This window comes from Actinomadura roseirufa (assembly GCF_900659635.1).
Taxonomy (GTDB): Bacteria; Actinomycetota; Actinomycetes; order Streptosporangiales; family Streptosporangiaceae; genus Spirillospora; species Spirillospora roseirufa.
In genome coordinates this window covers 1-18,574 of record NZ_CAACVB010000060.1, presented here as the reverse complement: position 1 = coordinate 18,574, position 18,574 = coordinate 1, and the positions used below count along the sequence as shown (strand labels likewise).

Below are 18,574 nucleotides of genomic sequence, written 5' to 3'. Positions count from 1 at the left end.
CGGGCCGTGGCCTCCCGCATGAGCGGAGGGTCACGGCCTCGTGGTCTCTCGCCCCTAAGGAGCTGGGTCTTGTTCACGCTGCCGGACTTTCCCTGGGATCGGCTCGAGCCCTACAAGGAGCGGGCCCGGACCCACGCCGGCGGCATCGTCGACCTGTCGGTCGGGACGCCCGTGGACCCCACCCCCGAGCCGATCCGGGCCGCGCTCGCGGCCGCGGCCGACGCGCCCGGCTATCCCACCACCTACGGGACGCCCGCACTGCGCGAGGCCGTGGCGGGCTGGCTGCGCCGCCGCGCCGGGGTGACCGGCGCCGACCCCGCCGCGGTCCTCCCGGTGATCGGCACCAAGGAACTGGTGGCCTGGCTGCCCACGCTGCTCGGCGCCGGCCCCGGCGACAAGATCGTGTTCCCCGAGCTGGCCTACCCGACCTACGACGTGGGCGCCCGGCTGGCCCGCGCCGAGCCCGTCCGCACCGACGGGCTGCTGTCCCTGGGACCGGTCGAGCCGAAGATCGTCTGGGTGAACTCGCCGTCCAACCCGACCGGCCGGGTGCTGCCCGCCGAGCACCTGCGCAAGGTCGTCGCGTGGGCGCGCGGGCGCGGCGCGACCGTGGTCAGCGACGAGTGCTACCTGGAGTTCGGCTGGGACCCGGCGAACCCGCCGATCTCGGTCCTGCACCCGGACGTCTGCGACGGTTCCCACGAGGGCCTGCTCGCGATCAACTCGCTGTCCAAGCGCTCCAACATGGCGGGCTACCGCGCCGGGTTCGTCTCCGGCGACCCCGCCCTGGTCAAGCGGCTGCTGGAGGTCCGCAAGCACGCCGGGATGATCGTCCCGGCGCCGGTGCAGGCCGCGATGACCGTGGCCTACGGCGACGACGCCCACGTGGACGAGCAGCGTGGGCGCTACGCCCGCCGCCGCGCGACCCTGCGCGCCGCCTTCGAGCGGCACGGGTTCCGCGTCGACCACTCCGAGGCGTCCCTCTACCTGTGGGCCACCCGGGACGAGCCGTGCTGGGACACCGTCGCGCACCTGGCGTCCCTCGGCGTCCTCGTCGGCCCCGGCGAGTTCTACGGCCCGGCGGGCGCCCGGCACGTCCGCGTCGCCTTCACCGCCACCGACGACCGCGTGGCAGCCGCCGCCGAGCGCCTCTGAGACCGTCCGCCCCCGCCGTGAAACCGGTGGGGGCTTTGGCGCGTCTGAGCGCGGTATGGGCTGGACGGGGGACTATGGATAGGATCCCGCAGGTCCGGCCGGTGTCGTGCTGAAATCGGAGGTGCCCGTGGGCGGAACCGCGATCGTGATTCTGCTGGCGCTGATCCTGGCCGCCCTGGTGGTCCTCATCGTCGTCCTGCTGCGCCGCCGCGCGGGCGCGCCGGGGCCGGCGGTGGCGCCCCCGCCCCCGCGCGACCCGTTCGCCGCCGAGGACCAGCCCGGCGGCGACCCGCGCGCCCTCAAGGCCGGTGACATGGTCGAATACCTCGGCACCCGCTACTTCGTCCGCGGGTCGCTGCGGCTCCGCGAGGGCGGTTTCACCTGGAGCGAGCACCTGCTGGACGCCGACACCGTCGAGGGCACCAAGGTGTGGGTGTCCGTCGAGGAGGACCCCGACCTCGAAGTCGTCTTCTGGACGGAATATGACATCGGCGACCTCAACCCGAGCGCGAAGACACTGCTCGTGGACGGCGTGGAGTACCGCCGCGACGAGCACGGCACCGCCGACTACACCAGCGAGGGCACGACCGGCGTCGGCGTCCAGGGCCGCGTCGAGTACGTCGACTACGAGGGCCCCCGCGGCCGCTACCTGTCGTTCGAGCAGTACGGCGGCGGCCAGTGGGAGGCCGGGCTCGGCGAGCGCGTTCCCACCGGCGCCCTGACGATCTACCCGGGCTCCTGACGGTGCTCGCCGCCCTCGACGCCCCCTACGCCGACGCGCGCGCCGACGGCCTGGCGTTCGCGCTCGGCCTGCCGCCGCTGGACGCCCTCGCCGTGCTGCCGGTCGAGCGCGCCGGGCTGACCGTCCAGCTCCGCCTGCTCGGCGCGTCCCACCAGATCATCGCCGGGCCGCTCAGCGAGACCGTGGCCTGCCTGCCCGGCGCCGCCGGGCCGCTGCCCGGACGGGCCGCGACGACCCTGCCCGGCTGGTCCTACGAGTTCACCGCGACGACGGCCGCCCACCGCGACGCCACCGCGTTCGGCCGCGCCGTCGACGCGGTGCGGGACCGGCTGGCCGACCGCCACGACGCCCTCACCGGCGCCTTCCCCGGCTCCCCGCACGCGGTCACCGCCCTGGCTCTGGACGCGCCCCTGGACACGGCTCAGGACGCGACCGGGCTCGGCTGGCGGACCTGGCACGCCTACCCCCAGACCAGGGAGATCGTCATGACGCGGAGCCTGCTGGTGAGACCAAGGTGAAGACGCGCTACTGGGTGATCGGCGGCGTCTCCGCCGCGGTGATCGCCGTGATCGTGCTGGTCGCGGCGCTCAAGGACGACGGGTCCCCGTCCAAATGGATCGCCAAGAAGTACACCAGGACCGCCGCGGGCACCTACCGGTCGGGCAAGCCCCCGCGGGCCGTCGCGGCGGAGATCAACAAGAAGCACAAGGCGATCGACCGGGTCGACGACCTCGCGACGATGGGCGGGAACGGCGGCATCTTCCTGCGCTACCCCAAGCTCGTGGTCGGCGTGCTCCCGGACGGGACGGGCAGCCGGATCACCGTCGACGGCTCGTCCGGCGGTTACCACCGCTACCACTCACACGTCGGCGGCTACTGGAGCAGCCCCGGCACCAACGGATGGAACAGCAGGGGCGTCTCGTCCTTCCGCGGCGGCGGGCCAGGGTCGGGCAAGTGAGGAGCTGACGATGAACGACATCCTGCACGACGGCGGTGCCACCCTCGCCTACGGCGCGCTCGGCCTGGCGCTGATGGCGCTGGGCTACCTCGTGGTCGAGGTGACCACGCCGGGACGGCTCGGCCACCAGATCTGGACCGAGGGCAACCGCGGCGCCGCGCTGCTGCTCGCGGTCAAGCTGCTCGGCACCGGCGCGATCGTCACCACCGCCATCGTCACCAGCGACGACGACCTGAGCCGGGGCCTGGTCGACACCACCGTGTACGGGCTGCTCGGCATCGTCCTCATGGTCGTCGCGTTCTACCTCCTCGACCTGATCACCCCGGGCCGTCTCGGCGCCACCCTCGTGAACGGCGCGGCCGTCCACCCGGCGGGCTGGGTGGTCGCGGCCGCCGACCTCGCCGTCGCCGCGATCGTCGCCGGGGCGGTCTCCTGACCCCCCGCGACGAGGCCCCGCCCGGCGCCGGGTCCCTGACGGCCGCCGAGCCCGCGCCGGGGAAACCGGCGGAGGCCGCGCCCGCCACGCGGGAGGCCGGCGGGCCGACGGCGCGCGCGGCCCGGACGCTCGTCCTGGCGGCCGTGTTCACCTGCGCCGCCTGCGGCCTGGTGTACGAGCTGGCGCTCGTCGCGCTGGGCAGCTACCTGGTGGGCAACTCCGTCACCCAGGCGTCGATCGTCCTGTCGGTGATGGTCTTCGCGATGGGCATCGGGTCACTGCTGGCCAAACCCCTCCAGGGCCGGCCGGTCGTGGCCTTCGCCGTCGTCGAGGGGGCGCTCGCCCTGGTCGGCGGACTGTCGGTGCTGGGGCTCTACGCCGCGTTCGCGTGGCTCGACCTGTACGTCCCGGCGCTGGTGGTGGTCGCGTTCGCGGTCGGCGCGCTGATCGGCGCCGAGATCCCGCTGCTGATGACGCTGCTGCAGCGCATCCGCCGCCAGGACGCGGGCAGCGCCGTCGCCGACCTGTTCGCCGCCGACTACGTCGGTGCCCTCGTCGGCGGCCTGGCCTTCCCGTTCCTGCTGCTCCCCACGTTCGGGCACATCAAGGGCGCCCTGCTCGTCGGCGTCGTGAACGCGGTCGCCGGCGTCGCCGTCGTCCTCTGGCTGTTCCGCCGCCAGGTCGGCCGCGCCGCCCGCGCCGGGCTGTGGGGCGGCATGGCCGCCGTCCTCGCCGTCCTCGGCGCCGCCTACGCCCTGGCCGACGGCTTCGAGGTCTCCGCGCGCCAGGCCCTGTACGCCGATCCGATCGCCCTCTCCGAGCGGACCCCGTACCAGGAGATCGTCATCACCCGGAAGGTCACCGGGTCCGACGTCCGCCTGTTCCTGAACGGCGACCTCCAGTTCTCCTCGGCGGACGAGTACCGCTACCACGAGTCGCTCGTCCACCCTCTGATGGCGGGGCCGCACGGCCGCGTCCTCATCCTCGGCGGCGGTGACGGGCTCGCCATGCGCGAGGTGCTCCGTTACCGCGACGTCCGCAGCGCGACCCTGGTCGAGTTGGACCCTGAGATGATCCGCCTGGCCCGCACCTACGGGCCGCTGTCGTCCCTCAACCGCCGTTCCCTGGACGACCCGCGCGCCCATGTCATCACCACCGACGCCTTCTCCTGGCTCCGCCACCTGAACGAGCGCTTCGACGCCGTCATCGTGGACATGCCCGACCCCGACGACGTCGCCACCGCCAAGCTCTACTCCGTCGAGTTCTACGGCCTGGCCAAGCGCGCTCTGGCACCCGGCGCCCGCATGGTCGTCCAGTCGGGCTCTCCGTACTTCGCCCCCAAGTCGTTCTGGAGCATCCAGAAGTCCATCGCCGCCGCAGGATTCTCGACCACGCCCTACCACGTGGACGTGCCGAGCTTCGGCGACTGGGGCTTCGTGCTTGCGGCCCCAACGCCGCAGCCTCCCGTCCTGACCCTTGCTCAGGACACTCCCGACCTCCGCTTCCTGGACGCACCTCTTCTCCAGGCCGCCAGGGTCTTCCCCAAGGACCGCCGACCCCGCGACGTGGACGTCAACACGCTCGTCCACCCTCGCCTGGTCGAGTACGAGGGCGAAGAGTGGAAGAACTCCTGACCCGGCTAATGGAGACCGGATCTGGGGCAGCGCTTCCAGACCAGCTGGTACGTACTGGCTCGTGTGGGGCCCATCCCTATGACGCTCTCTTGGGATTTGTCGGAGGCGCCGAGGTCCACCCTCAACTCGGAATTGATATTGAGATTGCGACGCTCGCCGCACGGTAAGAATCGCAGCGCAGCAATGTCGACCGTGTCGGTGTATTGCCAGTAGTCCGCGACTGGGCCTTTGATCACGTGCCTGTACGACGTAGTGCCAGGGTCGCCCTGAAAGTAGTATGAGACGTTCAACAGGCCAGATGCGCCTGGCTGCAGATCGGCGTAGCCGAAGTAGTCGCCGTAGCTGAGCGCGTAGGTGAACTCGGGCGGGGCGGTGACCCGAATCCCGCTCTGGCAGTTCCTGCGGAAGGCAAGCCTATCTGCGTCCCCGCCCGCCTCGGCATCGAAGCCGATCTGCCTGATAGTGAAGGCGTGGGTTTGGGGATTCACGGAGAACTCCGCCGGTCTTTCGCGAGGGCAGCCCGAACCGTTGTTGCCTTGCAGGGTGACGGTGACGCTTTCCGGTGGTGGGGCGGTCGGCCCCCCTGAGGCGAGGGCGGTCGAGGGGGCGGAGGTCAGGGCGGTCAGGACGAGCGCGGCTCCCAGTGCCACGGTCGTCGTGCGTCCGGGATTCGTCATGGCGGCCTTCCCATCGTGGTGAGAGGGAGCACCGTGCCGCTGAAGGCGCACGGCCGAGGTGATCGTTTACGTTCGGCAGCGCTTCCACTCCAGCTTGAACGTGCTGCCTTTGGCGGCGTCCATCTGCATGAGACTTTCCTGGGACCTGTCGGAGGTACCGAGGTCCGCGATCAGATCGAGTGAGATTTGCGCGTCGCCCGACCCGCTACATGGTCGGTAGAGCCGTCTCGTGATGTCGACGTAGTCCCCGAATTGCCAGTTGTCAGCTGCCGGGCCGTTGATCACGTGCGAGAAGGCCACCATCGCGTTTCCGAGGAAGTCCTGCTGGTATTGGAGCCGGCCGGAGGCGCCGGGCTTCAGATCGGCGAGACCGAAGTGGTCGGCGGAGATGATCGCGTAGGTGAACTCCGGTGGGGCGGTGATCCGCACCAGGCTCGTGCAACGGGCCCGGCGGGCGGTCGGCTCCGCGGTGCCCCCCGCCCGAGCGCGGAGACGAGTCGGCTTGATGGTGAACGCGTGGCTCTGGGGATCCACGGAGAACTCCTCCGTTCCAGGAGGGCAGCCCGTACCGTTGCCGGCTCGCAGGGTGACGGTGACACTTTCCGGTGGCGGGGCGGTCGGGTCGCCCGAGGCGAAGGCGGGGCCCGGAGCGGGGGCCAGAGCGGTCAGGGCGAGCGCTGCCCCCAGAGCCGCGCTCGCCGTGCGTCCGGGGTCGGTCATGGCGGCCTTCCAGGCTCGGTGAGGGGGAGCGCCGTGCCGCGGAGGGCGCACGGCCGAGATGATCGTCTTGTGCGGCCGGAAGTCTGGCGCCAGACTAAAACCGATTCCGTAAACGCGCCAACGCCGAGGGCCTTTCTATTATCATTCACATTTAACACCGCGAGGCGCCGGCGACCGCATTCGAGATCGCAGCCGGCCTGCTTCCGACCGGGCGACCCCGCCCTCTGGTCATCGGAGGGCGAAGGCCGCCGTCCGGGGATTGAACACCCGCGCTCCCGGTGGCGCACACGTGCTGGAACGATCCGCTTTCCAAAGATCGGTTCCGCAGTGCGGAAATTAGCGAACAAATTGGCTGGCGGATCCTCGTGAGTTGATTAACTGTACGTCGAAACCAGTTGAAAACTTCGCGATTGACGGCACTTGTCATAGCAGTTACTCTCCGTTGAGATCTTGGACGAATATCTCCACTGCCGGCCGTTCGATCCGGAAATCCCGACCAGCCGGATCGCCGATCGTCAATGAAGAACGCGTCCACGCTCCAGCGAGGTGAATTCGCATGCGCAGAAAGACCGCCATTACCGCCGCCGCTCGCGCGCCGACCCTGGCCGTGCCGTCCGCGATACCGGCCGCGGCGTCCGCGCCACGGTTCAGCCCAACCCCCAAAAACGTGTACATCGACATCGCGGCCGTCAAAGGCACCGGATGCAGGGCCGGCTCCGTCTCCGTTGACGTCTCGCCCTACCATGATTCGTTCAGGGTCACTTATTATCAGTATCTCGCCGAGGCGGGCAATGGATTGGATCCCGCCCTCTCGCGTGTGGACTGCACGGTCACCTTGAAGATGCGCTACACGCGGGGCTTCACCTACACCGTCTCGTCGACGGACCATCGAGGCTACGCCTTCTTGCAGCCTGGCACGGAAGCATCTCAAGCCGCCGGTTACGCCTATGAGGGTGAACGCTACAAAGAGATCACACACCTTGTTCCGGGCCCTTATAAAAACGACTTGCAGTTCACCGACGTGGTGCCGGATTCGCAACTCGCGTGGTTGCCGTGCGGAAATTATCGGCACCTCGACCTCATAAGACGACCTACCACTTCGCCTGGAAGCAATGCCCGCCATTCCGCCCTGAATGAGGGGGCCACTGAGCCGGCACGGATCGACCGGCCGCAGTGAAGGGGGATTCGCATGTGCAAGAGGATCACGAGACCTGCCGTCGCCGCCTGCGCGCTCGCAATGATCACGGTGCCCGTCGTCCCGGCCGCCGCGTCCGCGCCACGGGCCGACCCCGGTCCCGATGGAGTGACCATCGAGATCGCGACCGTCAACGGCTCCGGGTGCCCGATGGGCGCCGCCGCCGTTGAGGTATCGGACGACCGGGATGCGTTCGCGATCTCCTACAGCCAGTACGCCGCCCAGGCGGGCGGTGGCTCGAAGCCCGCCGACCATCGTAAGAACTGCCATCTCAACTTGAAGGTGCACGCCCCGCGGGGTTTCACCTATGCCGTCTCCTCGGCGGACCATCGGGGATATGCCTCCCTGCAGCCCGGCGCGGAGGCCATCCTGCTTTCCAGGTTCTATTTCCAGGGCGCTTCGCAGGTCAGGGAGTTCACCCACCGCCTGCTCGGCCCCTACGACGGTGCCTGGCGGTTCACAGATGTGGTGCCGGAGTCCGAGCTCGTGTGGAAGCCGTGCGGCGAGGAGCGGAACCTCAACGTCGAGACGCGGCTGCAGATGAATGAGGGGACCTCGGACCCCGCAAAGGTGAGCTTCATCGGTGCGAGCGCTCCCGACGGCAGCGTCAAGACGACCTACCACCTTTCCTGGATGACCTGTCCGACGTCCCGCTCCGAATGAGAGAACTTCGGATCGACCAGCCACAATAAAGGAGAATTCTTATGCGCACGAAAGTCGCCGGATTCGCTGTCGTCGCCTGCGCGCTCGCCATGACCGCGGTGTCCGTTGAACCGGCCGCCGCGTCCATGACGCGGTTCAAGGCCGGCCCCAACGGAGTGACGATCGGAATCGCGGCCGTCAACGGCTCCGGGTGTCCGCCCGGCACCGTCACCGTTGACCTCTCAAACGGGAATCGCGGGTTCACGGTGACCTACCGTAACTATATCGCGCAGGCGGGCGGTAATACGGACCCCACCGACTCGGTCAAGAACTGCTTGGTCAATGTGAAGGTGCACGCCCCGCAGGGTTTCACCTATGCCGTCTCCTCGGTGGACCATCGAGGCTACGCCTCCTTGGAGCCTGGTGCGGAAGCCATGCAGCGTTATAGTTTTTCCTTCCACGGCGCCTCGCAGATTAGGGAGTTCGAACACCCTCTGTCCGGTCCCTATAAAAAGAACTGGCAGCTCATCGACACGCTGTCGGTTGCCCAGTTCGAGTACAAGCCGTGCGACCAGGAGCCGAACCTCGACATCAAGACGCAGTTGCGGGTGGATCCGGGGCAGGACGCGTCAAAGGTCAGCCTCATATCCATGAGCTCCGAAGACGGCAGCATCAAGACGACTTACCGCCTCACCTGGAAGACCTGCCCACAGCCCGCTCTTGAGGACGGTCACCGATTGTGAGGTAGAGCCGGCATGCGTGAAAAGTTCGCCGTTCCCGCTGTCGCTTGTGCGCTTGGCGTGACTGTGGCGTCCGTCGTTCCGGCCGCCGGGTCCACGCCGAGGGGCAACCCCGGCCCCGGCGGAGTCGCCGTCGAGATCGAAACCCTCAACGGCTCCGGGTGCCGGCCTGGAACCGTCGCGGTCGGCCTCTCACCCGACAAGGACAGGTTCACGATCATCTACGGGGACTATGTGGCCCAGGTGGGCGGTGGATCAAGGCCCATCGACTACCGGAAGAACTGTCAGGTCAACTTGCAGGTGCACGTCCCGCCGGGCTACACCTATGCCGTCTCGACGGTGGAGCAACGGGGCTTCGCCTCCCTCCGGCCCGAGGTGGAAGCCCTCCTGGCCGCCGGTCACTACTTCCAGGGCAGCCCAACTCGCCGGGAGTTCACGCACCGGCTGTTCGGCCCCTACGACGACAACTGGCGGTTCGTCGATATGGTGCCGGAGTCCGAGCTCGCGTGGAAGCCGTGCGGCGAGGCGCGGAACCTCCACATCAATACGCAGGTGCGACTGAACACGGGGACTTCGGATCCGTCAGAGGTCAGCTTTGTCTCCATGGAATCCATGGACGAGTTTTTCAGGACGTCCTACCACCTCACCTGGAAAACCTGTCCTTAGCCTGTCTCGAATGATAGTGGTCGATAAATAGGGGAGCATTTTCCCGCTCAGTTGAGGAGAGTTGGCATGCGTAAGGGGATCGCCCCTCCCGCCGTCGCTTGCGCGCTGGCCATGACCGCGGCGTCCGTCGTTCCCGCCGGCGCGTCCGCTCCGGCGTTCAATCCCGGCCCCAGCGGAGCGACCATCTCGGTCGTGTCCGTCAACGGTTCCGGGTGCCCGACGGGCACCGCCGCCGTGGCCGTCTCGCCCAGCCGCGACGCGTTCACGGTCACCTACAGCGACTATGTCGCCCAGGTGGGCGGTGGATCGAAGCCCGCCGACTACCGCAAGAACTGCCGGATAATTTTGAGGGTGCACCCCCCGCGGGGCTTCACCTACGCCGTCTCGTCTGCGGATCACCGGACCTATGTCTCCTTGCAGGCCGGTGCGGAAGCCATCCTGCGCTCCAGTTACTACTTCCTGGGCGCTTCGGACGTCAAGGAATTCATTCACCGCCGGCTCGGCCCCTACGAGGGCACCTGGCAGGTCACCGATGAGGTGCAGGAGCCCCAGCTCCCGTGGAGTCCGTGCGGCGGAGAGCAGAACCTTAACGTCACGACGGAGTTGCAGGTCAACGGAGGGGCATCGGACCCGTCAAAGGTCAACTTCATCGCCGCGGGTGTTTTCGACGGCGGCGGCATGCCGACTTATCACTTCGCGTGGAAGACCTGCCCGTAACTCTCCGCGAAGCCGACCGACGTTCCCGCTGGTGCGTCCGCTCCACTGTTCAAACCCGGCCCCAGTGGAGTCACCGTCGAGTTGGGAACCGTCAACGGCTCAGGGGGCCCGCCCGGAACCGTCGTCGTTGGCCTCGTCCAGCAAGGACGGTCTCACCGTCGTCTAGGAAAACTACATTGCCCAGGTCGACGCTGGATCAAAGCCCACTGACTTTCGTAAGAATTGTCAGTTCAGCGTGAACGTGCACGTCCCGCGGGGCTTCCCCTATGCCAGGGGATTCCCAATATCAAGGAGGCCGCGCACCGGCTGTCGGGCCCTTGCGACGACAATTGGCGGTTCGTCGACGTGGTGACGGAGTCCGAGCTCGTGTGGATGCCGTGCGGCGAGGAGCGGAACCTCAGCATCAATACGCAGCTGCGAGTGAATGGAGGAACCTCGGATTCTTCGAAGACCAGCTTCATCGCCATGACCGCCACGGACGGCAGTCCCGAGACCACCTACCACCTTACCCGGAGACCCTGTTCGTCCGCATAGTACAGACGACAGATCGACCCGCCAAAGTGAAGGGAAATCCCATGCGAAAGAGAATCGCCAAGCCCGCTTTCGTCGCCTGCGCGCTCGCCACGACCATGGCGTCCGTCGTTCCGGCCGCCGGTGCGTCCGCTCCGCGGTTCAACCCCGGGCCCAGTGGCGTGAGCATCACGATCGCCACCGTCAACGGCTCCGGGTGCCCCTCCGCTACCGCCGCGGTCGCGCTCTCGCCAAGCCGGGACGCGTTCACCATCACCCACCGCGACTATGTGGCCCAGGTGGGTGGTGGATCGAAAGCCGCCGATTCTCATAAGAACTGTCAGATCAACCTGAAGGTGCACGTTCCACAGGGCTTCACCTACCGTGTCTCGTCGGTGGATCATCAGCTCTACGCCTCCCTGCAGCGCGGGGCGGAAGCCATCTTCCGCTCCAGCTACTACTTCCAGGGCTCCTCCAACGCCAAGGAGTTCACCCATCGTCTGCCCGGTCCCTATGACGGGATCTGGCAGTTCACCGATACGGACACCGAGCCCACGTGGAAGCCGTGCGGCGAGGAGCGGAACTTCAACGTCAAGACGGAGCTGCAAGTGAACGAGGGGACTTCGGACCCCACGAAGGTCAGCCTCGCGGCCGCCAGTGCCACCGACAACAGCATCAAGACGACCTACCACCTTGACTGGAAGACCTGCCCGTAATCCCTATGAGGCCAGGCCACGGATCGACCGGTCGAGAGTGCGTTCGCTCTCCAGCGAAGGGAGAATCGCATGCGCAAGGGGATCGCGGGGCCCGCTGTCGTCGTATGCGGGCTCGCGATGACAACGGTGTCCGTCGTTCCGGCCGCCGCGTCCGCGCCACGGTCCGGCCCCGGCCCCAGCGGGGTGACCATCGAGATCGCGGCCGTCAACGGCTCCGGGTGCCCGCCCGGCACGGCGGGCGTTGCCCTCTCGGAGGACCGGAACACGTTCACAGTCACTCACCGTGGTTATTCGGCCCGGGTGGGCGATGGATCGAAGCCCACCGACTTTCTCAGGAACTGTCTGCTCGGCGTGAGGGTGCATGTTCCGCGGGGCTTCACCTACGCCATCTCGTCGGCAGATCATCGTGGCTACGCTTCGCTTCAGCCTGGTGCAGAGGCCATGCTGTACACCCGCTATTACTTCCAGGGCGCCCCCGGCACCACAGACATCACTCACCGTCTGCCCGGTCCCTTCAAGCGCTACTGGCAGTTTGTCGACGAGGTGCCGGTGCCCGAACTCGTATGGAGGCCGTGCGGCGAGGAGCGGAACTTCAACATCGTGACTGAGCTGCAAGTGAACGCGGGGAGTTCGGACCCGTCGGCGGTCAGTTACATCAGCACGAGCGGCGCCGACGGTAATAGTGTGATGACCTATCAATTCGCCTGGAAGACCTGCCCGTCGCGCCACCTTGGTTGAGAACCCCCGGCCGTGGTCGATCAGCGGTCGATCCGGTGGTCCTCGTCATCGAGCCAGGCGAACTGGCCCTCCGGGGTCACGGTGAGTCCCCATCGGCCGGTGGTGGGACGGCCGAGGTCGTTCCACCACCGGTAGGCGGCCTCCACCTCGTCCCACAGGCTTCGGTCGCCCGACTGGCGGACCGGAAACCGTCCCGCGCCCGGCGCGTGCTTCAGGTCGGCCCATGAACCCGACCACGGATCGACCAGCCACAGCGTGTACGCGCCCTCGCTGTGCCGCCTGACGACCGGCTCGCAGTGCGGCACCTTCAACCCGACCGCCAGCGACGCGTCGCGCTCGTCCAGTACGTCATAGGGGCGCAACTCGGTGAAGGAGCGTCGGGCCCGATCCACTTCGCGGACGTCGCGCGCGGGCGACGCGTGCCCGCCGTTCTGCCCCCGCAGCCTCACGAACGCGGCATGGCCGACGATGCGGCCGCGCATGGTGCCGTCGGCCGCCACCTCGAACGCCACTAGCGCGCCGTTGTGGAAGTCGGTCGCCCACGGGACCAGGACCCGGCCGCCCGGACGCGTCTGCGCCGCCCAGGCGTGCGGCACCCGCTCGGTCGCGACGGTGGCGATCACCCGGTCGTACGGCGCGCCCGGCGGATGGCCCAGCGCTCCGTCGCCCACGACCGCCGTGACGTCGTATCCGTTGTCCCACAGGGCCGTGCGGGCGTCCTCGGCGACCCGCGGGTCCACCTCGACGGTGGTGATGCCGGCGGCCCCGAGCCGCTCCGCCATCAGCGCGGTGCTTCACCCCGTCCCGGTGCCGATCTCCAGGACCGACATCCCCGGCTCCGCCTCCAGCGCGGCGAGCATCCGCGCCACCACGTCCGGCCGGCTCACCGAGCTCACGACCTCGCGCCCGTCCCCTCCTGGTCCTTTGCCGTCCACCCGCGTGATCACGGCCGTGTTGGCGTAGCAGAGGTCCAGCCAGGCGCGCTCGTCGGCGGAGCGGTCGAGCGGGACCAGCCGTTCCCCCTCCCGGGCCCAAACCGCGTCCGGGACGAACCGGTGCCGGGAAACGGCGAGAAACGCCTCCCGCCACTCGGACGTCAGATCGCCCGCGGCCGTCAGCCGCTCGACCATGGTCGCCTGGCGAACAGACGGGGCGACCATCTAACCTCCGCCTTTCTCATGCCTTCCCACGCCCAAATCCCCTTGATCCGTTCAGGCCCGCGCGGCGGGACCAGCGCACCCGGTATGTATCACGGCACGCGAAGCACCCGATGCGTCACAGGTCACAAACACGCCGGAACTGGCAGGGAGCCGCGAACCATGACCTCACGAGGCGCGCAAAGGTCGGCAGGCGGCCGCATGAGGCCAACCGCGGCGCCGCGAGGTAAAGCGCCTCAGCAGGTGAAGTGGTGTGTTTTGCCGGTTTGCAGGGTGCAGGTCTTTGAGAGTTGCTGGCCGGAGCTGTCGTGGAAGGTGAGGCGCCATTTGTCTTTCACGTCGCGCAGTAGCGCGTAGCCGAAGGTGTCGAAAGAGATCGAGTTGTCGACTGTTTGGCCGTCGATGGTCTTTCCGTGGACCTTGGCGTCGTCGGGTGCGTGGTCGAGTGTGGTGCCGGAGGAGCCCACGGTGAGCTGGGGCGCCCGGGTGCTGTTGGCGAAGTCGAGCATCTGGTAGATGTGCACGTGCCCGGACAGGGTGAGGTGGATGTTGGGCGCCAGCGAATGGTTCGATGTCTGTCGGACGGCTTCGGCGAGGGTTTGGTTCGTCCACCCCACATCGGTGGACGAGGCGCGCTTCACCATCCACAGGGGTTTGTGGCTGATGAGGAAGTAGTCATGATTCTTGTGGTTGCCCGCCAGGTCGTTCGCCTGGTCGAACCATTTCGCGTACTCGCGGGCCTGGGCCTTGTCCGGCTGGTCGCCGTCCTTGGCGAGGGAGGAGTCGAACAGGATGAAGTGCAGGCTGCCCGCGTTGATCTGGTCGGGTTCGGCCTCCTTCTGGGGGAGTGAGAAGCACTCGTTCGCCTTCCGCGGGTCGGGTGCGAAATAGCGGTACCATTCGGCGCCCCGTCCGACCTTCTGTGGTTCGCAGACTTCGTGGTTGCCCCGGGCGAAGATGATGGGCGCCTGGGCGAGCAGCGCCTCGGCCGGCCGGAGCACGTCCTTGACGAGGCATTCCCAGTCCGCCGCCTGCCCCTGGGTGTCGCAGCCGGGGGTGGCGTCGTCGGCGGCCTGTGGTTGCTCCCGGTAGACGTAGTCGCCCACGTGGACGACGAGGTCCGGGTGGGAGCGGGCGGCGGCGTGCGTGGCGAGGGTCTGGAAGGGCCAGCTCTTCTGGCAGTCCTGGTTGGCCTGGGAGCCGGAAACGGGCGAGGGGACGTCGCATCCGGCGTCGCCGATCACCGCGAGCCTGCGGGGGCGGCCGCTCACCGGCCAGGTCGGCAGCGGGAGCTGCTTGGTCCCCGGGTGGACGGTCGCCGCGTTGGTCGTCTTCGGGTCGATCAGCGCTCCGGACGCCCCGTCGGGCACCGGCAGCGTGCAGAGGGTGGTCGGGAACTGCTGGAGGCCGCCGCCGGTGATGAACGGGTCGCTGGCCTTCGTCATCGCCGTGCTCTGGCTTTTCCCCGCCTGGTCGGTGTATTGCACGGTCGGGCAGTTCCCGGTGGGCTTCTCGGTGGTGGCGAAGCGGATCTCGGTGCTGTGGTTCTTGCCGTTGACCAATTGGGTCCACGCCCACGCTTCGCCGTTCGGGGCCGCGGTGGAGGCGGTGGGCGGCGGCTTTGTGGGGCCGTACGCGGATCGTGCCATTCCCGGGATCAGGGCCGCCAGGGCGACGGGCGTGATCATTGCCGCTAGCAGCATGCGTGACATGCGTCGCCATCCCCCCGGAGACAACGTGATCGACCGACCCCGCTGCTGGATCGTTTGCCCGGGTTGGAGCCGGTGATGTCGGATGCCGCATATGGGTTTGTTCAAGAGCGTTCGCGGCCTGGGTCAGCGGTCGCGCCGGGTGCTCGGGACGCGGTCCGCGGGCGGGGTCCGGGGGAGGGGGCCGCGTAGTGGCGGACGGCGCGGACGGCGAGCCCTACATTGATTTCGTATCAGCGGATACGCACCCGAGGGGGCCGCCGGATGGCACGGGAGATCTTCACCGCGGAGCACGAGGCGTTCCGGGACATGGTCCGGTCCTTCATCGAGAAGGAGATCGCGCCGTATCACGCGCAGTGGGAGAAGGACGGCGTCGTCTCCCGTGAGGTGTGGCGCGCCGCCGGACGGCAGGGGCTGCTCGGCATTGAGATGCCCGAGGATCTCGGCGGCGGCGGGAATCCCGACTACCGCTACTACGTGGTGCTCAACGAGGAACTGGCCAGGGCGGGCGCGCACGGGCCCGGGTTCGCGGTGCACAACGACATCAACGGCGGGTACCTGCGGCAGCTCGCGAACGAGGAGCAGAAGGCGCGCTGGATCCCCGGGTACTGCTCCGGCGAGCTCGTCACCGCCATCGCGATGACGGAGCCCGCCGCCGGGTCGGACCTCCAGGCGATCAAGACGACCGCCGTCCGGGACGGGGACGCCTACGTCGTGAACGGTTCCAAGACGTTCATCTCCAACGGCATCCTCGCGGACCTGGTGATCGTCGTGGCGAAGACGGACCCGTCGGCGGGGGCGAAGGGCGTGAGCCTGCTGGTCGTCGAGCGGGGCATGGACGGGTTCGAGCGGGGCCGCAACCTGGAGAAGGTCGGCATGCACGCGCAGGACACCGCGGAGCTGTTCTTCGACGACGTCCGGGTGCCGAAGGAGAACCTCCTCGGGGAGGAGGGCATGGGCTTCGTCTACCTCATGCGGAACCTCGCGCGGGAGCGGCTGTCCATCGGTGTCGGCGCGCTCGCCGCTGCCGAGGCGGCGTTCGAGGGGACGGTGGAGTACTGCCGGAACCGTGAGGCGTTCGGGCGCCCGATCGGCAGGTTCCAGCACAACCGGTTCACGCTGGCGGAGATGAAGACGGAGCTCACGGTGACGCGCGCGTTCACCGACCTGTGCGTGGTGAAGGAGGGGCGGGGCGAGCTGCCGGCCGAGGAGGCGGCGATGCTCAAGTACTGGAGCACCGAGCTGCTGAAGAGGGTCGTCGACCGCTGCCTGCAGCTGCACGGCGGCTACGGCTACATGACCGAGTACCCGATCGCGAAGGCCTACCAGGACGTTCGTGTCCAAACAATTTTCGGCGGCACGACGGAGATCATGAAGGAGATCATCGGCCGCTCCCTCCGCCTCTAGCCGGCTCTCCCGCCGTGGGCCTGGGACAATGGCCGGGAATGATCTGTTTCGCTTGTTTTCAGGTGGTCGTTCGTTACTCTTGGGCCCCGTGCCCGGCGTCCTCTGCCGCCGGCGTTCCGTCCTGCGCCGAAGGAGTACGAATGAATGGACGATGGGCCGGGTTGGCGATGGCGGCGCTCGTGTGCCTTTCGGCGTCGTGCAGCGACTCCGGAGCGGACGAGAAGGGGAAGGCGGGCACCGCGGGCAAGGCGCGGATCGCGTTCTTCGGGTTCGCCAAGGCCAACTCGTTCTCCGCCGCGACGTTCGCCGGAGTCGAGGAGTACGCCAAGGCCCACAATGCGGCGGCCGAGTTCCTCGACGCCAATCTCGACCCGCAGGCGCAGGTCCGGCAGTTGCAGGACGCGGTGACGTCCAAGCGCTTCCAGGTGTTCGTCGTCCAGGCCAACGACGGCGCCGCGGTGGTCGCGCCGCTGCGCGCGGCGGTCCGGGCGGGGATCAAGGTCGTGGTCGACTTCACCCCGGCCGGGACGCGCTATGACACCGCCGAGCCGCAGGTTCCCGGGACGATCACGCTCGTGGACGTGCCCGCGCGCAACGGCCGGACGCTCGGCGAGCTGGCCGTCCAGGCATGCCGGAGCAAGAAGATCGACCCGTGCGACGTCGCCTACTTCGAGGGACTGAAGGCGCTCCCGCTGGACAACGCCCGCACCAAGGCGGCGGAGGACGCGCTCGCCGGGCAGGCGGGCGTGCGGCTCAAGGCGCGGATCGAGGGCGGGTACACCCAGCAGACCGGGCGCAAGGCCATGCAGGACCTGTTGCAGCGCGAGCCGGGGGTCGACGTGGTCGTCGGGTCGTCGCAGGCGCTCCTCGGCGCCGAGGCGGTCGCGAAGGGCAAGCCGATCCTCTACGTCGCCAACGGCGGGTCGCGGCAGACGGTCAAGGCCGTCCAGGACGGCCGCTGGTACGCCGCGTACTACCTGCCCGTGAAGACGCTCGGCGCGAAGACGGCCGAGCTGGGCCTGAACGCCGCGCGCGGGCAGAACGTCCCCGCGACGAACGTCATGACCGACCTGGTGCCCGGCCAGGGCAAGGGCACGCGTGAGGCGCTCGCGGGCGTCACGGGTGAGTACGACGAGTGACCCGGCGCCGGTCCGGCTCGACCGCGTCGGCAAGCGGTACGCGGGAACGGCGGTGCTCGACGGCGTCTCCCTGGACTTCGCCGCCGGGCGTGTGCACGGCCTGGTCGGCGAGAACGGGGCCGGGAAGAGCACGCTCCTGCGCGTGCTGTGCGGGCTGACCGCCCCGGACGGCGGGCGGGTCCTGGTGGACGGGCGGCCGGTGCGGATGCGCGGGCCGCGCGACGCGCTGGCGCACGGGGTCGCGCTCGTCCCGCAGGACGCGGCGCTGGTCCCGGCGCTGAGCGTGCTGGACAACGTGTTCCTCGGCCGGTGGGCGCGGCGCCGCAGCGCGGACCGTGAGCGGTTCGCCGCGCTGGCCCGCCGCGCCGGAGCCGAGCTGGATCCCGACGCGCCCGTCCGCGCCCTGTCCCCGGCCGAGCGGAAGTGGACGCAGATCCTGCGCGTGCTCGCGCTGGACGCGCGCGTGATCGCACTGGACGAGCCGGCGGCGCCGTTCACCCAGGGCGACGCCGACCGGCTGATGGCGCTGGTGGCCGACCTCGCGCGGGGCGGGGCCGCGGTCGTGCTCGTCTCGCACCTGCTGGACCAGGTGCTGGCCGTGTGCGACGAGGTGAGCGTCCTGCGGGACGGGCGACGCGTGCTCACCTCGCCGGCGGCGGAGCAGACGCCGCGGTCCCTGGTCCGGCACATGGCGGGGCGGCCGGTGGAGGTCCGCTACCCGGAGCCGGAACCCGTCCCGGTGGACGCGCCGGTGGTGCTGTCGGCGCGGGGCCTCGCGCGGGCCGGGGCGGTGCGCGGCGTGGACCTGGATGTGCGGGCCGGGGAGATCGTGGGGCTGGCCGGCCTCGCCGGGAGCGGCCGGTCGGCGACGCTGCGGCTGCTCGCCGGCGCGGACCGCCGCGACGCCGGCGAGATC

21 protein-coding genes and 1 pseudogene are annotated in these 18,574 nt (G+C 68.9%); 18 read left to right on the top strand and 4 right to left on the bottom strand.

Features of this window, described 5'->3' with window-relative positions; translation table 11 throughout:
* The first annotated feature begins 69 nt into the window (after positions 1–69).
* The 6 genes from dapC to E1291_RS15660 all read left to right on the top strand — a co-directional run bounded on the left by dapC (position 70) and on the right by E1291_RS15660 (position 4,925).
* Positions 70–1,155 (top strand): succinyldiaminopimelate transaminase, encoded by a 1,086-nt coding sequence (gene dapC / locus E1291_RS15685; RefSeq protein ID WP_207400751.1) that lies wholly within the window; start codon positions 70–72, stop codon positions 1,153–1,155.
* A gap of 127 nt (positions 1,156–1,282) precedes the next feature.
* Positions 1,283–1,897, top strand: a complete 615-nt coding sequence (locus E1291_RS15680) for a DUF4178 domain-containing protein (protein WP_131738537.1) — start codon at positions 1,283–1,285, stop codon at positions 1,895–1,897.
* 2 nt (positions 1,898–1,899) lie between these two features.
* On the top strand, positions 1,900–2,415 hold the full coding sequence (locus E1291_RS15675) for a DUF2617 family protein (protein ID WP_131738536.1): 516 nt from the start codon (positions 1,900–1,902) through the stop codon (positions 2,413–2,415).
* Positions 2,412–2,855: a DUF4247 domain-containing protein gene (locus E1291_RS15670; RefSeq protein WP_242614187.1), complete on the top strand. Its 444-nt coding sequence runs from the start codon at positions 2,412–2,414 to the stop codon at positions 2,853–2,855. Before E1291_RS15675 ends, E1291_RS15670 begins: the two co-directional genes overlap by 4 nt.
* Before the next feature lie 10 nt (positions 2,856–2,865).
* The gene (locus E1291_RS15665) at positions 2,866–3,291 is read left to right on the top strand and encodes a DUF350 domain-containing protein (RefSeq protein ID WP_131738535.1); all 426 of its coding nucleotides are present in this window, start codon (positions 2,866–2,868) and stop codon (positions 3,289–3,291) included.
* Positions 3,292–3,326: 35 nt separating this feature from the next.
* Positions 3,327–4,925 (top strand): polyamine aminopropyltransferase, encoded by a 1,599-nt coding sequence (locus E1291_RS15660; RefSeq protein ID WP_131738534.1) that lies wholly within the window; start codon positions 3,327–3,329, stop codon positions 4,923–4,925.
* A 5-nt stretch (positions 4,926–4,930) separates the two neighbouring features.
* Here E1291_RS15660 and E1291_RS15655 read toward each other — a convergent pair whose 3' ends face one another.
* Together E1291_RS15655 and E1291_RS15650 are read right to left on the bottom strand one after the other, a co-directional pair.
* The gene (locus E1291_RS15655; RefSeq protein ID WP_131738533.1) at positions 4,931–5,602 is read right to left on the bottom strand and encodes a DUF4360 domain-containing protein; all 672 of its coding nucleotides are present in this window, start codon (positions 5,600–5,602) and stop codon (positions 4,931–4,933) included.
* A 66-nt stretch (positions 5,603–5,668) separates the two neighbouring features.
* Positions 5,669–6,322, bottom strand: a complete 654-nt coding sequence (locus E1291_RS15650) for a DUF4360 domain-containing protein (RefSeq protein ID WP_131738532.1) — start codon at positions 6,320–6,322, stop codon at positions 5,669–5,671.
* A gap of 556 nt (positions 6,323–6,878) precedes the next feature.
* Between E1291_RS15650 and E1291_RS15645 the strand changes: the two genes are divergently transcribed.
* From E1291_RS15645 to E1291_RS15605, 9 genes are all read left to right on the top strand, one after another.
* The gene (locus E1291_RS15645; protein ID WP_131738531.1) at positions 6,879–7,499 is read left to right on the top strand and encodes a DUF4360 domain-containing protein; all 621 of its coding nucleotides are present in this window, start codon (positions 6,879–6,881) and stop codon (positions 7,497–7,499) included.
* Between the two features lie 126 nt (positions 7,500–7,625).
* Entirely contained in the window at positions 7,626–8,180 is a 555-nt protein-coding gene (locus E1291_RS15640) for a DUF4360 domain-containing protein (protein WP_242614185.1), read from the top strand.
* A gap of 41 nt (positions 8,181–8,221) precedes the next feature.
* Complete coding sequence (locus E1291_RS15635) at positions 8,222–8,902, top strand: DUF4360 domain-containing protein (RefSeq protein WP_131738529.1); 681 nt, start codon at positions 8,222–8,224, stop codon at positions 8,900–8,902.
* A 12-nt stretch (positions 8,903–8,914) separates the two neighbouring features.
* Positions 8,915–9,565 (top strand): DUF4360 domain-containing protein, encoded by a 651-nt coding sequence (locus E1291_RS15630; RefSeq protein ID WP_131738528.1) that lies wholly within the window; start codon positions 8,915–8,917, stop codon positions 9,563–9,565.
* A gap of 66 nt (positions 9,566–9,631) precedes the next feature.
* Positions 9,632–10,282: a DUF4360 domain-containing protein gene (locus E1291_RS15625; protein WP_131738527.1), complete on the top strand. Its 651-nt coding sequence runs from the start codon at positions 9,632–9,634 to the stop codon at positions 10,280–10,282.
* 175 nt (positions 10,283–10,457) lie between these two features.
* Complete coding sequence (locus E1291_RS45115) at positions 10,458–10,634, top strand: DUF4360 domain-containing protein (RefSeq protein WP_131738557.1); 177 nt, start codon at positions 10,458–10,460, stop codon at positions 10,632–10,634.
* Entirely contained in the window at positions 10,559–10,816 is a 258-nt protein-coding gene (locus E1291_RS45110; protein ID WP_370770990.1) for a DUF4360 domain-containing protein, read from the top strand. The genes E1291_RS45115 and E1291_RS45110 overlap by 76 nt, the downstream gene beginning before the upstream one ends.
* A 41-nt stretch (positions 10,817–10,857) precedes the next feature.
* The gene (locus E1291_RS15610) at positions 10,858–11,508 is read left to right on the top strand and encodes a DUF4360 domain-containing protein (RefSeq protein WP_131738525.1); all 651 of its coding nucleotides are present in this window, start codon (positions 10,858–10,860) and stop codon (positions 11,506–11,508) included.
* A gap of 69 nt (positions 11,509–11,577) precedes the next feature.
* Positions 11,578–12,246, top strand: a complete 669-nt coding sequence (locus E1291_RS15605) for a DUF4360 domain-containing protein (protein ID WP_207400750.1) — start codon at positions 11,578–11,580, stop codon at positions 12,244–12,246.
* 20 nt (positions 12,247–12,266) lie between these two features.
* On the opposite strand, the pseudogene E1291_RS15600 reads toward E1291_RS15605, so the two are convergent.
* Positions 12,267–13,376, bottom strand: a pseudogene (locus E1291_RS15600) (methyltransferase domain-containing protein).
* Between the two features lie 263 nt (positions 13,377–13,639).
* Positions 13,640–15,106 (bottom strand): metallophosphoesterase family protein, encoded by a 1,467-nt coding sequence (locus E1291_RS15595; protein ID WP_165495130.1) that lies wholly within the window; start codon positions 15,104–15,106, stop codon positions 13,640–13,642.
* A gap of 270 nt (positions 15,107–15,376) precedes the next feature.
* Here E1291_RS15595 and E1291_RS15590 point away from each other — a divergent pair, with 270 nt between their 5' ends.
* From E1291_RS15590 to E1291_RS15580, 3 genes are all read left to right on the top strand, one after another.
* Positions 15,377–16,519: an acyl-CoA dehydrogenase family protein gene (locus E1291_RS15590; RefSeq protein WP_131738523.1), complete on the top strand. Its 1,143-nt coding sequence runs from the start codon at positions 15,377–15,379 to the stop codon at positions 16,517–16,519.
* 140 nt (positions 16,520–16,659) lie between these two features.
* A complete protein-coding gene (locus tag E1291_RS15585) occupies positions 16,660–17,658 on the top strand; it encodes a sugar ABC transporter substrate-binding protein (RefSeq protein WP_131738522.1) in 999 nt (332 codons plus the stop codon).
* A partial coding sequence (locus E1291_RS15580; RefSeq protein WP_131738521.1) for an ATP-binding cassette domain-containing protein occupies positions 17,642–18,574 on the top strand: 933 nt, incomplete at its 3' end. The genes E1291_RS15585 and E1291_RS15580, both read left to right, overlap by 17 nt.